The following is a 15155-nucleotide window of genomic DNA, read 5'->3' on the forward strand; positions in this document are numbered from 1 at the left end:
AATTAGTGAAAAAATTGCCTGTATATTTTATTTCTCACGGTGGTGGCCCATGGCATGTGATGGATCATGCTATGGGTGACCCGGTGGGATATGGATATTTAAGAACGTATCTTACGGAATTGGGGCAGAAGTATCGTCCGAAAATTAAAGCCATACTTGTTATTTCAGCGCACTGGGAAGAAAATGTGCCCACCATACATTTCGGACAAAATCCTCCGATGTATTATGATTATTACGGCTTCCCGGAGTTTACCTACCAATTGAAATGGAATGCACCGGGGCATCCGCAATTGGCAGAAAAAGTGGAAACTCTTTTGAATAATTCCGGATTTAAAACAAAGCGCGAACACCATCGTGGTTTTGACCATGGAACCTTTGTTCCATTAATGATTGCCTTTCCGGAAGCCAAAATTCCTATTGTACAACTATCTTTGGTTCATTCGCTTGACCCGGCAACACATTTGGCAATGGGTAAAGCGCTCGAACCATTACGCGAACAGGATGTACTGATTATTGGTTCGGGAATGAGCTATCATAATATGCGTGGTTTCATGTCGGGAAGTGGAGAGGCCTCAAAAATTTCTATGCAATTTGATAATTGGCTTTCAACCACAATATCGACAGCAGATGCTGAAAAAAGAAATCAATTATTAATAGATTGGAGGGCTGCACCGGGTGCTTTAGATAGTCACCCTCGCAGCGAACATTTGGTGCCGCTTTTTGTAATAGCCGGAGCAGCCGGAAAAGATAAAGGAAGCCACGACTTTTCGGGAAAATTAATGGGGGTAAATATATCAGGATATAAATTTGGAACATGACGAAGGAAATGTGGAATAAAAGATATGCACAAACTGATTTTGGTTGAAAAAGCGGATTATCCGAATAATTTCTTTGATGCCGAAAATAATGCCTAATTAAATTTCAAATAATAATCTTTAAATTTTAACACAATGACAACAGAAATTTCAAAAACAAGAAAGATAGCCGCATGGGTAATTGCAGGCTTATTAACAGCGCTATATTTATATAGTGCAAGTGGAAAATTATTCCTTCATCCCGAACAAATGGAACAAATGCACTTAGCCGACTGGCGAATTATTATTGCCCTTGGTGAAATTGTATCTGCCTTATTGTACTTGTTTCCAAAGACAAATAAATTTGGAACTTTGCTATTGAGTTCTTTCATGGGAGGCGCTATTATCCTTCACATGACAGGTGGTATAAGCCTTGCACTGCCCGTGGTTGTTCTTCTTCTTGTATGGGTAGGTTTCTATTTAAGAAATCCTGAATTTTTTAAGCTAAAATAAAAATGTCTATCGATGAAGAAATTAAGGGGAGGTTTCGGAATGAATACCACAAAGGTTTTATCAATTTGACCTATACGGTCAAATTGTTAAGTTATGAGTTTCATAAATTCCTTAAAGCACATGGACTTACCGAACAGCAGTACAACGTTTTAAGGATCCTTCGTGGTTTTCGTTCCCGGGCACCTCTTTCTATTAGTTTTATAAAACAGCGAATGCTGGATAAAAATTCCGATGTAAGCCGAATTATTGACAGACTTTTTGAAAAAGGTTTGCTTAGCCGGAAGGAAAATCCGGACGACAGGCGTCAAAAATCTGTCAAAATTACAACAAAGGGCCTGGAATTATTGGATAAGATGTTCATTTGTGAACAGAAAGTAGATACTTTATTGAAAAATTTATCGATGGACGAAGTTAAACAATTGAACTACTTGATTGATAAAATAAGAGAGAAGAAAGAATAATACGGCATAAATGATGGGGTCAGCCGGTAGTGCCGACCCTTTCTTTGGATGGTTTTTACACCCGTTTCGGAGAACTGATGCAGGGGCGCTGACAGTCACCTCGTAATTTGTACATTTACGAGTAATAATTATTGGGCGGGAGTCAGGATCTACTCTACTAAAGCATTGTAAACGATGGAAAGCGTATACAAAATATTCGAAACATTAATTGAACCTGCAGTTGTATTATTTTTTTTGATAATCCTACTGATTTTAAATTCGTGGATTTTTAAGAAAATTAAATCAACAACATCAAATGGGAATATTACCAAAGGAGCGATTTCGTTTTTTATTGTTCTTATTGGTGTATTGGCATTTATTTTAGTTTTACCAATTGATAAAGCGCTAAAAGGACAAATATTAAGCTTTCTTGCAATTATTATTAGTGCAGGGATTGCTTTAAGTTCAACCACTGTTCTAGGTAACATGATAGCAGGTATTATGAATAATTCCATGAACCGTTTTAGAAATGGAGACCTGATAAAGATTAAGGACTTTCACGGAAGGGTAATTAGAAAAAGTATTTTTCACACAGAAATCCAACTGGAAGACAGCAATTTTGTTACAATTCCAAATCTCTACATAGCTAATAACCCCGTTAAATTGACACGCAAGACGAATACCGTCATTTCCACTTCAGTTTCATTAGGATATGACATATCTCGTGAAAAAATAGAGGAAGCTTTAAGAGAAGCAGCCAATGAAACTGGATTATCTGACCCTTATGTGTATATAACAAGCCTGGGTGATTTCTCAGTAGTTTACAAAATTCATGGATTTTTAGAGGAGAGTGGTAAATATTTCAGTACTAGCTCACTGCTTAATGCTAAAGTCATGGATAAACTTCATGCTGAGAAAATAGAAATTGTATCACCAACGTTCATGAACCAACGACGTGTCGATGAAAAAGAATTTATCCCAAAACAAGTAGTTAGAAAAACAGAACCAGTTGATGAAAAATCACCGGAGGATTTAATATTTGATGAAGCAATCAAATCAGAAAAACTTGAGACAAAAAAAGATTATCTTAAAGAGATTGATAAAAAACAAGTGGCTTTAAAAGAAAAGCTTAAGGATTTGAAGGATGATAAAGAGATTGAAAAAATAAAATCTACAATTAATCGAAATAATGAAATGAAAGAGCGGATTGAGAAAAGTATTAAAGAACAAATTGAAAAGGATAAAGATTCTGCAAAATAACCGTTTCCCTTCGGGCATGGGCCTCTTTTAAGTTTGGATTAAAATTGCTAAAGTTTTGCAGGGAACAGTTCGTTTAGCTTATTGGATAAAAACAATGGTGCGCCCGGGACTTGCACCCTATAATTATCACCCATCCCGGGCGCACAAATAGAAGAGGTTGCAGACATAAAACCCGCAACCTCGCCAATATATTTTTCAGGGCTTCTTCTTAAAATCCTAGCTTTTCCCTAATTGCTTTTGGAATAGCATGTTTATTTACCATGATACAAGTGGTTTTGTAGCGAACATAGGGTTTTGATGCATAGAAATATCCGTCCCATGCATTATAATCACCCCACGAATTTTTCACTTTGTAGTACATGGTACCATTCTGATCTTTGGCCAAACCGATAATGTGCATTCCGTGATCGTCGGTTGTTTGCCAATCGTCGAATGCTTCCTGCCGCATTTCCTGGGTAATATGCTTCTCTTTTCCGGGTTTATCCAGTTTGAAGAGTTGCTCGTTTTTCTCCTTTGCAGTCAGTTTCTCCCACTTAGAAAGCTCCGAGCCTGTCATTTCCTTCACGTCTGCATCCGGAACAACTGCCACACCTTTTTTCGAGGTAGAAAATCCTTTCTCGCTCACATCGGCAGCCCAGGCAACGGTATATCCACTGTTCAATGAATTGTCGATAATTTTCATCATCTCGTCCAGCGGAACATTGTACACTTCGCCCCACTCCCAGTTATCGGGCACCTCGAGCTTAAACTTAGAGTAGAAAGGATGATGCGTAAAGGAAGTAATTTCTACATAATCATCAGGATTCAATCTGCAATAATCGGTAGCAAAGGTTTTGGGAGAATAAGTTTTCCCTTTGTAATCAAATTTAGCCGGCAACTCTCCAAGATAAGCATCCAGTGTCCCGGTCACTGATTCTTCCCACGCAGTTGAAAGCTTTTTATTTTTGTTCTCAACAACTGCATCTACGATGCCCTTCAACACGTCATCCATTTCACCGTGAACATGTTTCGTTTCTCCATAATTGAGTCCCGTATATACTGAATCCGGAACAATACCGTAGTTTTTCAGCACGTAGGTCACATCGTGGAACGCACCACCGGGACCGAAATTCAAATTTCCGTGTAAACGAACGGTTTTGATGGCCTTATCGATATAGCATTGATAGACAACAAACATTTCAGAAAGATCGACCTCCGGTTTGTCCATTCGCAGCATTTCCGACTCGAGAAAAGAGAGGCCGCTAAACGCCCAACAAGTTCCCGAACGATATTGATTTTTAACCGAAGTATGAGGTAATTCTTTAACGGCAGTAAAATGATAACCTTCTTCCTTGCTACTTTTCTCCTTGTCCTGCGCCGATACATTCCATGTAAATGCAAGTAATCCAGCCAGGAGTATAAAAAACTTAAAACGATTCATTAGAGATATTTAATTTATTAATTTTTAATTTATATGTTAATCACAATTAACTCACAGGCAACGAAAATATAAAAATAATTCACGGTAACAAACGATTATGATCACAATTGCTTAACGGGAAATTAACAAGCGACACACCTCCCGGAAAGGAAAACGGGTTTGTTATGGTGAATCCACCGGCTGACAACAGACAAAACCGGGACAACCCCGGCAAGCGGACCCGCCGGCATATTATTGCCAAACCGGAGTAGCCACCCTACATGGAGATCGAAAAACATATTGTAGTTGAAAAACGTTTAACCCAAAGAGATATCGAGCGCCGTACCAGCCCTGGCGCCGGGCCCTTGTACGGATTCAGCTCCAACAATATTTTCTCCGCTTTCATGCGGCATCCTAATTTCACTAAACAACTGAAAGGACTGTGTTTTACCGGGGGAAGTGTGTATCCGGGCGGGGGCACTCCTCTTTGCCTGGCTTCGGCAAAAATTGTTTCCAACATGACACCAAAAAATAACAACCATGAAAAACCTTCGAAAATCATTACAAAACGTTTCTCAGGTTACCTTACGCAGAGTGTTGATGCTATTTTACGCCGTTGGCCTCATCGGATTGGTTTTTCCTCATTCACGACCATTTTTCCAGGCCATCACGCCCATCTTTTTGATTGGCACCGTCATTTTGCTTTATCTTTTCGAGGAGAACCCTACTCCCGGCTTATGGATTGCATCGTTCCTGGTTTTTGCCATCGGTTTCTTCGTTGAAGTAATGGGCGTAAAAACCGGACACGTTTTCGGAGTGTACGAATATGGCGCAACACTGGGCCCCAGGCTTTTTGAAACGCCACTGACCATTGGGATTTTATGGCTTATACAAATCTACTGTGTTTACACCATTTTTGAGCCATTTTCGTTTCCACTTTGGCTGAAAGCGCTAATTGGAGCCGTGGTATTGGTTGTATTCGATTTGATACTGGAACCGGCTGCCGTTAAAACCGGTATGTGGAACTGGAGCAATGGTGACGTTCCGTTCCAAAATTACCTGGCCTGGTTTATCTCATCGATTGTGATGCTTGACCTGTTCCACCTGTTTCGTTTGAAAACGAAGAATCACATGGCCCTGCCACTGATGGCGATACAGCTGATCTTTTTTCTTTTTCTCGGAATTTTGTTGTAACAACGGGAACTTTGCTGGCCATCATTATCATCTTTTTCTGGGCTGCTCATCTTCTTTATTCTCTGTTATATGTCCGGACTTCCATGGCAAATCATGTATTCAACTGGTGAAAAACCTACCCATCCGCTAATGAACCAAATTTTGATCTGTCTTCTTCCTTTGCCGTTGGTCGGGTTATTTTATTACGGATAGTCATCTCCTTACACAGCAGGCATCCTGTTTGGATCAACCTGTATTATCATCCATTGTAGTTGGCAGCATTAACACACTTATATAAAAACTTCTTTCAGGACCGGTATGGCCCAGGACACCTCGTCGAAAATACAGACCGCGCATACAACTATCTTGAAAAGGAAGTCAAAGAGGTGGAACATTTCGATGTTCCCGATTTACTTCCATTGGGTTACCACCAACAATTCTTCAGGATAAACCTGAGATTGCTAAAAGAAGAAATTATACCGATAGAGATATTCTTTCCGCTTTTCCTGGAAAGTGCCCAGTCGGTCAATCCACCTGAAATTAGCAAATGGAGAGCTGAGTGGGACAACATTCTTGAAGTCATACGGGAAATAACACCGGCACTGACCGGTTTTGCTGAAGATGAAAAAGCGATAGAAGAGCAACTGCAAAAAGGGAATTATGTTGGCCATCATAGCCGGGAGTACGAAACACTTTATCATCCGCACTACCGGTTATTTGACGCTTCGCGGGCCAACTTTCTGAAAAAACGCTATTTGTGAAAAAATTACTCTGCGACTTCGCTGTGCCGGAAGCAATCAACCAGGTGATCATTCACCATGCCGGTCGCTTGCATATGCGCATAAACGATGGTTGGCCCCACAAAGTTAAATCCACGCTTTCTCAAATCCTTGGAAATCTTTAACGAAAGCGGGGTTTGGGCAGGTATTTCACTCAGTTTTTCCCATCTGTTCTGAATCGGCTTGCCGTCAACAAAGCTCCAGATGTATTGGTCGAACGAGCCGAATTCATCCTGCACTTTCATAAAAGCCTGTGCATTGGTAACTGCTGAGCGAATTTTCAATTTATTCCGGATTAAATCGGACCGTTGCAGCAGTTCCCCGATTTTGGCTTCGTCGTAACGAGCTACTTCCCCGGGGTCGAACTGGTCGAACGCATCCCGGTAGGCTTCACGTCGCTTCAGAATGGTTATCCAGCTTAAACCAGCCTGCGCGCCTTCCAAAATCAGGAATTCAAACAGCTTTCGGTCATCATGGACAGGAACGCCCCATTCTTCATCGTGGTAACGGATATAAATATCCTCGTTAGTACTCCAGGAACATCGTTGCATCATGGCTCATTTTTTGTTACAGGGTAAAATTAAAAAACCATCAGGTACGAAACACCTATAAAATGTTATTTTTGTTCATTACATAATCCCGGAATCTTGCCGATGAAAAGACTGATTTCACTATTATTTCTTGTTATGAGCGTGTTGCCGGCCATGGCCCAGCTCAACACCGACCACTATTTTTATGTCGGCAAGAGCCGAATCTATTTTGGCAATTACGCAGGCGCTATCGAAAATTTCAATATTGTTATTAAGCTGAAACCCTATTTGCCGGAGCCCTATTTCTACCGGGCTGTTGCCAAATATTACCTCGAAGATTTTCGCGGGGCCAAAGAAGATTTGGACAAAGCCATTTCCATTAAACCTTTCTATCCGGAAGCCTACATGGAACGGGGGATGGCCAATCACGAACTGGGCGATTTAAAAGCCGCCGTTGCCGATTACGATAAAGCCATTCAGCTCGATAATGACAATGCAGCCATTTACAACAACCGCGGAATTGCCAGGGTAACGATGGACAGCATTGATTCGGGTATAGCTGATTATACCAAAGCCATTGAGCTCGATCCGACCATGGCCAACGCATACCTGAACCGGAGCTCGGCAAAACAGATGAAAGACGATTTGGACGGTGCCATAGCCGACTGTAACAAAGCTATACATCTACGCCCCCACTTTGCCAGCGCCTACCTGATGCGTGGAATTGCAAAATTCGAGAAGGAAGACTATGCGGGTGCATTGAAAGATTACGACATCTGTATTCGGCTCGATTCCAAAATGGCCCAGGCATTTGTCAACCGGGGAATCGTCAAACACAAGTTGGGCGATGCCGAAGGAGCGATTATCGATTACGACATGGCCATCAAGCTGAATCCGAATATCGCGGTAGCCTGGCTAAACCGTGGAATTGCCCGGGAAACACTGGAAAGACCGGGAGCCAGGCAGGATTACGAAATGGCGAAACAGCTTGATCCGCGTTTTGCTGAACAGGAAAAGAGATACCAGGAGGAACAGCGTCGTCAGCAACAGCAATATTATGCTTCGGCCGGCGCCTCCACCCCGCAAAAAGGAAGTCAGCAAAAGGGGCAGCAGTCAGGAGCCGCTCAACCTCAAAAAACAACGGCTAAAACTGATTCTACAGTTACGAAAACTTCGGCGCATGCCGGAAACGCCATCGCGGCAGCTGACTCGACCAGCAACAAATCGAAAACAGCCGGACCTTATACACGGAAACGCCGTCGCCGTCTCATCGTAGTGGACGAAGAAGGACAGGTGAAAGAGACAGAAGTAACCGATGGCCGGATACAGAACCGGAACGTCATCATCAAATTGGAGCCGGACTTTTCCATTTCCATGTTCCACAAAGACTCGGTTGATTACGACAAGTTGCAATATTACAGCATGGTCATCGACGCATTGAACCAGAAGAATCACAACGATCCGTTCCTGGTCATCACCAATAAACCGGCGAGGGACAATAGCTGGCGGATGCAACAGTACCGTGACCGGATAGCTGTAGAAACGGCCATCTTAAAAACCGATCCAAAAGACGAACGAGCCTACCTGAACCGGGCGATTTATTATGCCCTCGATAACAAGTTCAATGAGTCGATCCAGGACTATGACCAGGTCATTTCTCTTGATCCGCACAACCTGCTGGCTTATTTCGGAAGGGCGACAGCCCGCTTGCTAATGACTGATTACATACAATCGCTGAACACGTTGCCAGAGCCGGAAACCATTAACATCGGCGGTAAAAAGGCCGGTCAGGACGATACGCAGAAAACGCACGCACAGGTACTCGACTACGAAAAGGTAATCAAGGATTATGAAACGGTTATTTACATGAATCCGAAATTCATTTTTGCGTGGTTCAACATGGGCAATACCAAAGTGAAAGAACGGGATTATTACGGTGCATTGGATGATTATTCAAAAGCCATTGAACTGGAACCCGATTTTGCGGAAGCATATTTTAACCGGGGCTTAACCCGAATTTACCTGGACGATATCGATGGAGGCGCGTTGGATTTGAGTAAGGCAGGCGAACTGGGAATTGATGAAGCGTACAGCATTATCAAACAATATTGCAATTGATGTATGGATGATTATCGGCTAAGAAACCTTTCAAATAGTGAACTAAAGCGACGAATAAATCAACTGCGTGTACTCATTTGGTCAGCAGTTGGCTTAATCCTGGCACTTCAGGTATTTCTGTTGGCAACCGGTCGAAGCAGTGTCCTGCTAATTGCGCTGGTCTTTCCGCTAACGCCTTTTGTCCTGCGTTCGAACAAATATTACAAAGAATACCGAAGAAGAAAAGGAGAATTATGAGCAGCAACCAACCCCTTGCTGAACGTCTGCGCCCGAAAACCTTGCATGATTATATCGGGCAGAAACACCTGGTAGGCGAAAATGCTGTCCTGCGCAAAATGATCGAATCGGGCAACATCTCCTCCATCATTTTGTGGGGACCTCCCGGTGTGGGAAAAACCACACTGGCAAAAATCATTGCCAACACGCTACATCGGCCATTTTATATACTGAGCGCCATTAACTCGGGAGTGAAAGATGTGCGTGAGGTGATTGATAAAGCGCAGAAGCAACAGTTCTTTTCCTCTCCCAACCCGATTCTCTTTATCGATGAAATTCACCGATTCAGTAAAGCGCAACAGGATTCGTTGCTGGGAGCGGTCGAACAGGGAATTGTCACGTTGATTGGCGCTACCACGGAAAATCCTTCGTTCGAGGTCATCTCCCCGCTCCTTAGCCGTTGCCAGGTGTATGTCTTAAAGTCACTGGAAACAGATGATTTACTAGAACTCCTCAACCGGGCTTTGACGAAAGATTCGGAACTATCGAAAAAGAAAATCACGGTAGAAGAAAATGAATCGCTATTGCGGTATTCCGGCGGCGATGCACGGAAACTGCTGAATATCCTGGAAGTGGTTCTTAATTCGGAAGAAGAAAGTGAAGAAATCGTTTTGAACAACGAAAAAGTCACCAACCGGCTACAGGAAAACCTGGCCATGTACGATAAGAAAGGTGAAATGCACTACGATGTGATTTCAGCTTTCATCAAATCCGTTCGTGGCAGCGACCCCGATGCCGCCGTTTACTATCTTGCCCGTATGCTGGAAGGTGGCGAAGACGTTAAATTCATTGCCCGGAGATTAGTTATCCTGGCAGCTGAAGATATCGGACTGGCTAATCCCAATGCATTGCTCTTGAGCCAAAGCACATTCGACGCTGTGCACAAAGTTGGAATGCCCGAGGCCCGGATAATTCTTTCTGAATGCACCATTTACCTGGCCACTTCGCCCAAAAGTAATTCGGCGTACGAGGCCATCGACAGTGCCCTCGCCGAAGTGCGAAACTCCGGACATCAGCCCGTACCGCTCCACTTAAGGAATGCACCGACCAAACTAATGAAAGACCTGGGCTACCAACAAGGTTACAAATACGCTCACTCATACGATGGTAATTTTACCGAACAGGATTTCCTCCCGGAAAAACTGCATTCGAAACGCTTCTATCACCCACAAAACAATCCGACAGAACAGAAAATTCTGGAACGGTTGAAACTGTGGTGGAAACAACGTTTTACCAAATAACTCACCAACAGGTATGTATTCCCTTTATGAAAACAGCCGGAATTCAAAAAAACTCAACGGCTTTTCACTACCATTGCAGTCTCGTTTCCAGGCATACAAATGTCTGACTCCGGGGTAGTAAAAACGGTGTTTATAACGGAATTCCCTTCCCTGCTTTTTCGTTTAATGGAAGAACATGTAGGAAAGCAAAATAGCAGCAACGATACCCGTAAAATCGGCAATTAGTCCGCAAGTTACCGCGTACTTGGTATTCCGGATACCAACGGAACCAAAATACACGGCCAGGATATAGAAAGTCGTGTCGGTCGCCCCCTGGACAGTTGAAGCCACATGACCAACAAACGAGTCGGGACCGTAATTCTTCATCGCATCCACCATCATACCCCGCGCACCGCTACCACTAAGTGGTTTCATCAAAGCCGTTGGCAATGCATCGACAAAATCGGTGTTCACCCCCAGCGAACGAAAAACCCAGGCAATTCCATCGGTAAGAAAGTCTAAAGCGCCCGAAGCCCGGAAAACGCCAATCGCAACCAAAATAGCCACCAGGTACGGAATGATCTTGATGGCGGTAGAAAAGCCGTCTTTTGCCCCTTCAATAAACGTCTGATACACGTTAATCTTCCTGATAACACCGAGCGCTATGAAAGATATAATGGTAGAAAAGAGAATCAAATTACTGGCAACCTGTGAATAAAGTGTAACCTGATCCTTCGACAAGGTAGACATCCAGGCAATAATACCGATAATGAAAAGGGACAAACCTCCCAGATAAGCCAGAATAACTTTATCGAAAAGCTTTATTTTTTGGTAAATGGAAACGCTAATGACGCCTACCAGCGTAGAAAAGAAAGTTGCCAGCAATATGGGAATAAAAATATCTGCCGGATCGGCCGCCCCCATCTGCGCCCGGTACACCATCACCGAGATGGGGATAATGGTTAATCCCGATGTATTCAATACCAGGAACATGATTTGCGGATTCGATGCCGTCTTTTTTGATGGGTTCGTCTCCTGCATCTCCTTCATCGCTTGCAACCCCATCGGTGTAGCAGCATTATCAAGCCCAAGCATGTTGGCTGCCAGGTTCATCATGATTGAACCATAAGCCGGGTGATCTTTCCCCAGATCGGGAAACAACTTATTGAAAAAAGGCCCTATCAGGCGGGAAAAAATCCTCACGACCCCCCCTTTTTCGCCTATGCGCATAATACCCATCCACAAAGTTAAAACGCCGGTCAGTCCCAGTGAAATTTGGAATCCTGTTTTTGCCATATCGAAAGTTGAGGCCACCATTTCAGTAAAAACCGAGGTGTCGCCGAAGAAAATGAGCTTAACCAGGCCAAAAACAAATGCTGTAAAAAAGAAGAAAATCCAAATGTAATTCAATGCCATAAAAAGCGCTTTATAATTTCAGGATGGGCCCGGAGAAGATAACAAATTGTCACTACCGAGGGCGAACCAGGCGTAAATTTAAAAAAATCCGGGAGCATATCTTTACCGTAACCCGGTCGGTTTCATATTTAATTCCGGATATATGGTCCGTATTGAAAAATATGACAAAAGCAGAAAGAAGGGCTACAAATCTCTTCGGAGCAAAAAACACTGGTATCCAGGCAATTTAAAGAAAGTTGTCTTTTGTTAAGCATCAGCAACGAAACGTTATGTGATTTTCTCCCGTCAAGTTAGATGTATCGTGTTCAGAAGAAATTCAATATTCACTCTGATTAATACAAATAAAAAATATACTTTGTCATAATGAACCCAATAGCCACAACAGCAAACAAAAGCTTAATCACTGCATTGATATCAGGACAACAGAAAAAATAAATTACAGACACATGAAGCGAGCGAAGACAAAAACTTCTGACACACAGAGAAATATGATTGCGCGATCTATGCGGCAATTAAAAACAAATAACAAACGCATGAAATATTTATCAGTCCTTTTGCTGTTTTTATTCGTTGGTTTAAGCGCTTCAGCACAAACTGAAAACTGGTCATTTTCGCTATCGATGGGCGCGGCGTGGCCATTAAGCTCGTTCAATGACAATAACCCCGACAATATAAAAGCCGCTCATGCCAAGCAAGGCTTTAACATGGCACTTGAATCAAACTATGCGTTACAGGAGGATAACCTGTCGCTTACCGGCATGCTTAATTTTGGCAATAACCCGGTCAACCGGGATGGTGTCGGCACCAGGCTGGAAAATATGTTCAACGAAAATTACAGCATCACTCCAATCGAGCGCGATAACCTGAAACTGAACGCGAATTCATGGCTGTGGGGAAGCATTCTGGCAGGGCCGCGATACAGCATCAATTTTAACACCTTCAGCTGGGATTTTCAGGTGTTGGGGGGCGTGAATGTCAATTTTCTGCCTAATCAGCAACTCACATACGATAACCCCAACAACGACTGGTATTATATCAATCATGCCACCAACCGGAATAACCTGGCGTTTGCCTGGAAAGCCGGGACAGCTTTGCGCTTTGCCGTATCGCCACGAACAAATTTACAGCTTGGCCTTAGTTACTTTCAGTCTTCGGCCAAAATCTCACGTGAAGAAAAAGAGGTAGAAAAAGGGACGATTACAAATTCAACGAGAACTTTTATTGGAAATGAAGACAATCACTACACCCTTTCGACACTGAATGCAACCATTGGTTTTGTTTATTATCTTGAATAGTTATTATGAGTCAGTTTTGTATTAACAGAATCGCCCTTCGTTTCTGTAACACATGCAAAAACAAACCTGAAACGAGTTCGATGTAACACTGATTCAATTTCATTAAGCTTTATCCAACAAGAACAAATCATATTTTTAAGCAAATAAAAGAGGGGTGGCAAAACCATCCCTCTTTTATTTATGTATTCCCAGTTCTGTTAATATCCGGGATTTTGAGTTAATACACTTTGGCCATCAACCACTGATAGGTCCATCTGCGTCTGAGGAATCGGGAAATATTCGTTCTTACCGGCCGCAAAACTAGTACCGGCCAGGTGAGTACGCTTAGTAGCCTCTTCCGTCAGATAAGCATTCATTACATCAGAAGCAATCCCCCATCGTACCAGGTCAAAGAAACGCATTCCTTCCATGGCAAATTCAAGACGCATTTCCCACTGTACGGCACGCAATGCGTAGTCCTTATCAGGAAATGAAGTATACGGCTCAACATCATAGTTGGCAGCAGGTGTACCATCATCAAACGTAATAACAGCGCTACTCTTTGCACGGTTACGAATCTCATTTACCAGCTTCAAAGCAGTAGGCAGATCGTTCTCCTGGGCAGCTACTTCAGCACGCCACAGAATAACATGAGCCAAACGGTACATACGGTAGTTGTTGGCATTCACACCGGTTGCCCAACCAGAAGTTGTCGACAACGTTCCTCTTTCGGATTTCAGGAACATATTTTTCTTATACAGGTAGGGACCGCCATTACCAACATCGCGAACCCATGTTTTTCCGCCTTGAACACCCCAGTCAAGATAAGGTAGGCCGGGACGGCCAACAGTGAAATCCAGACGTGGATCAACGGTACCAGTATAGGTATCGCCAATCGGATCTCCATTGGCATCGAGACTTGGGATATCCGAATCGTTAAAGGTGTCAAACAATGGAAGACCATTGGCATCAACCTTATATGCATTCACAAGGTTCTGCGTGGGCTGGTGGAATCCGCAACATACACCAATATCAGGGGCATAAGGGAAGTTCAGTGCATCACCATAACCTCCGTTGAAGGATTCAGGAGCACCATCATTCACCGAATACTGAACCTCAAAAATCGACTCTGCGTTGTTGTTATACGCTATCAGGTAGTTCTGCTTAAAATCGTCCATCAAAACAAACGGACCATTGTTGATGACATCATCCAGCAAGGGTTTTGCTTCGGTGTATTTTGCCTCAAACATATATACCCGTGCCAAGGCCGTTTCAGCAGCCCACTTGGTCGCAAAACCTACATTGGCCTCTGTTTCGTTCAGGTTTTGTACGGCATACTGGAAGTCCGCTTCAATCTCCGGCCATAACATATGGTCGTTCGGGACTGATTCAGGCGCTTCGGTATTCTCATCGATATAAGGTACCTGCTTGTAAGTGCGGGTCATATCAAAATAAAAATGTGCACGCAGGAAACGGGCCTGGGCAGCATACCAGGCTTTTTTGTCTGCCGCTAACACGTCATCCGGAGTTGCAGCGATAGCCCTCAACACCTCGTTACAACGAGCGATTCCATCATACAAGGCATGCCATTTATCAGATACATAACCATTGGTTGAGGTAACTTCAAAACGCTCAATCGGGTTAATGGTTGACTGGTCACCTGCTTCTGAACCTTTGTAAGCATCATCAGAAGCAACTGAACCCCAAACCCAGTTCGATACCGAACCAGCCCAGGCATAGGTCCCAGCCCATCCGGCATCAGTACCCTCGCCATCAAGCGCCGCATATGCTCCAATCAACAGAGCGTTAATCCCCTTTTCATTGTAGAATTGGGAAACCGATGCTGAACCTTTTGGTTTCAATTCAAACCAGCTGTCGGAGCAAGAGTAAAACGTTCCGACAACAGCCAATAAGGTTAGGAAAATTATCTTTTTCATAATCAATTTCTTTTTAAGTTCCTTTT

General features: G+C 43.2%; 14 protein-coding genes. 10 read left to right on the forward strand and 4 right to left on the reverse strand.

The annotated features are described in order from the left end of the window. Nucleotides 1-5: 5 nt before the first annotated feature. From GJU82_RS07645 to GJU82_RS07660, 4 genes are all read left to right on the forward strand, one after another. Entirely contained in the window at nucleotides 6-818 is an 813-nt protein-coding gene (locus tag GJU82_RS07645) for a class III extradiol ring-cleavage dioxygenase (RefSeq protein ID WP_228488618.1), read from the forward strand. Between the two features lie 132 nt (nucleotides 819-950). Beyond that, the gene (locus GJU82_RS07650; protein ID WP_153631607.1) at nucleotides 951-1307 is read left to right on the forward strand and encodes a DoxX family protein; all 357 of its coding nucleotides are present in this window, start codon (nucleotides 951-953) and stop codon (nucleotides 1305-1307) included. 2 nt (nucleotides 1308-1309) lie between these two features. After that, nucleotides 1310-1768 carry a MarR family winged helix-turn-helix transcriptional regulator gene (locus tag GJU82_RS07655; protein WP_153631608.1) on the forward strand — a complete coding sequence of 153 codons (459 nt, stop codon included), beginning with the start codon at nucleotides 1310-1312 and terminating at the stop codon, nucleotides 1766-1768. 174 nt (nucleotides 1769-1942) lie between these two features. Further along, nucleotides 1943-3007 carry a mechanosensitive ion channel domain-containing protein gene (locus tag GJU82_RS07660; RefSeq protein ID WP_153631609.1) on the forward strand — a complete coding sequence of 355 codons (1065 nt, stop codon included), beginning with the start codon at nucleotides 1943-1945 and terminating at the stop codon, nucleotides 3005-3007. Nucleotides 3008-3215: 208 nt separating this feature from the next. Here the strand turns inward: GJU82_RS07660 and GJU82_RS07665 are convergent, their stop codons facing one another. Then, a complete protein-coding gene (locus tag GJU82_RS07665) occupies nucleotides 3216-4427 on the reverse strand; it encodes an aminopeptidase C (protein WP_153631610.1) in 1212 nt (403 codons plus the stop codon). 519 nt (nucleotides 4428-4946) lie between these two features. Between GJU82_RS07665 and GJU82_RS07670 the strand changes: the two genes are divergently transcribed. Both GJU82_RS07670 and GJU82_RS07675 read left to right on the forward strand, forming a co-directional pair. Beyond that, complete coding sequence (locus tag GJU82_RS07670; RefSeq protein ID WP_153631611.1) at nucleotides 4947-5600, forward strand: carotenoid biosynthesis protein; 654 nt, start codon at nucleotides 4947-4949, stop codon at nucleotides 5598-5600. Nucleotides 5601-5851: 251 nt separating this feature from the next. Then, entirely contained in the window at nucleotides 5852-6340 is a 489-nt protein-coding gene (locus tag GJU82_RS07675) for a hypothetical protein (protein WP_153631612.1), read from the forward strand. 5 nt (nucleotides 6341-6345) lie between these two features. On the opposite strand, the gene GJU82_RS07680 is transcribed toward GJU82_RS07675, so the two are convergent. Beyond that, a complete protein-coding gene (locus GJU82_RS07680; RefSeq protein ID WP_153631613.1) occupies nucleotides 6346-6912 on the reverse strand; it encodes a DNA-3-methyladenine glycosylase I in 567 nt (188 codons plus the stop codon). 99 nt (nucleotides 6913-7011) lie between these two features. Here GJU82_RS07680 and GJU82_RS07685 point away from each other — a divergent pair, with 99 nt between their 5' ends. The 3 genes from GJU82_RS07685 to GJU82_RS07695 are packed head-to-tail and all read left to right on the forward strand — an operon-like array spanning nucleotide 7012 to nucleotide 10523. After that, nucleotides 7012-9006 carry a tetratricopeptide repeat protein gene (locus tag GJU82_RS07685; protein ID WP_153631614.1) on the forward strand — a complete coding sequence of 665 codons (1995 nt, stop codon included), beginning with the start codon at nucleotides 7012-7014 and terminating at the stop codon, nucleotides 9004-9006. A 3-nt stretch (nucleotides 9007-9009) separates the two neighbouring features. Further along, entirely contained in the window at nucleotides 9010-9243 is a 234-nt protein-coding gene (locus GJU82_RS07690) for a hypothetical protein (RefSeq protein WP_153631615.1), read from the forward strand. Further along, nucleotides 9240-10523 (forward strand): replication-associated recombination protein A, encoded by a 1284-nt coding sequence (locus tag GJU82_RS07695; RefSeq protein ID WP_153631616.1) that lies wholly within the window; start codon nucleotides 9240-9242, stop codon nucleotides 10521-10523. Before GJU82_RS07690 ends, GJU82_RS07695 begins: the two co-directional genes overlap by 4 nt. Nucleotides 10524-10685: 162 nt before the next feature. Here the strand turns inward: GJU82_RS07695 and GJU82_RS07700 are convergent, their stop codons facing one another. Further along, nucleotides 10686-11918: a nucleoside recognition domain-containing protein gene (locus GJU82_RS07700; protein ID WP_153631617.1), complete on the reverse strand. Its 1233-nt coding sequence runs from the start codon at nucleotides 11916-11918 to the stop codon at nucleotides 10686-10688. Nucleotides 11919-12451: 533 nt separating this feature from the next. Between GJU82_RS07700 and GJU82_RS07705 the strand changes: the two genes are divergently transcribed. After that, entirely contained in the window at nucleotides 12452-13213 is a 762-nt protein-coding gene (locus tag GJU82_RS07705; RefSeq protein WP_194830999.1) for an outer membrane beta-barrel protein, read from the forward strand. 197 nt (nucleotides 13214-13410) lie between these two features. Here GJU82_RS07705 and GJU82_RS07710 read toward each other — a convergent pair whose 3' ends face one another. Continuing rightward, nucleotides 13411-15129: a RagB/SusD family nutrient uptake outer membrane protein gene (locus tag GJU82_RS07710; RefSeq protein WP_153631619.1), complete on the reverse strand. Its 1719-nt coding sequence runs from the start codon at nucleotides 15127-15129 to the stop codon at nucleotides 13411-13413. Between the last annotated feature and the right edge of the window lie 26 nt (nucleotides 15130-15155).

Origin of the sequence: Prolixibacter sp. SD074 (assembly GCF_009617895.1) — a bacterium.
Taxonomy (GTDB): domain Bacteria; phylum Bacteroidota; class Bacteroidia; order Bacteroidales; family Prolixibacteraceae; genus Prolixibacter.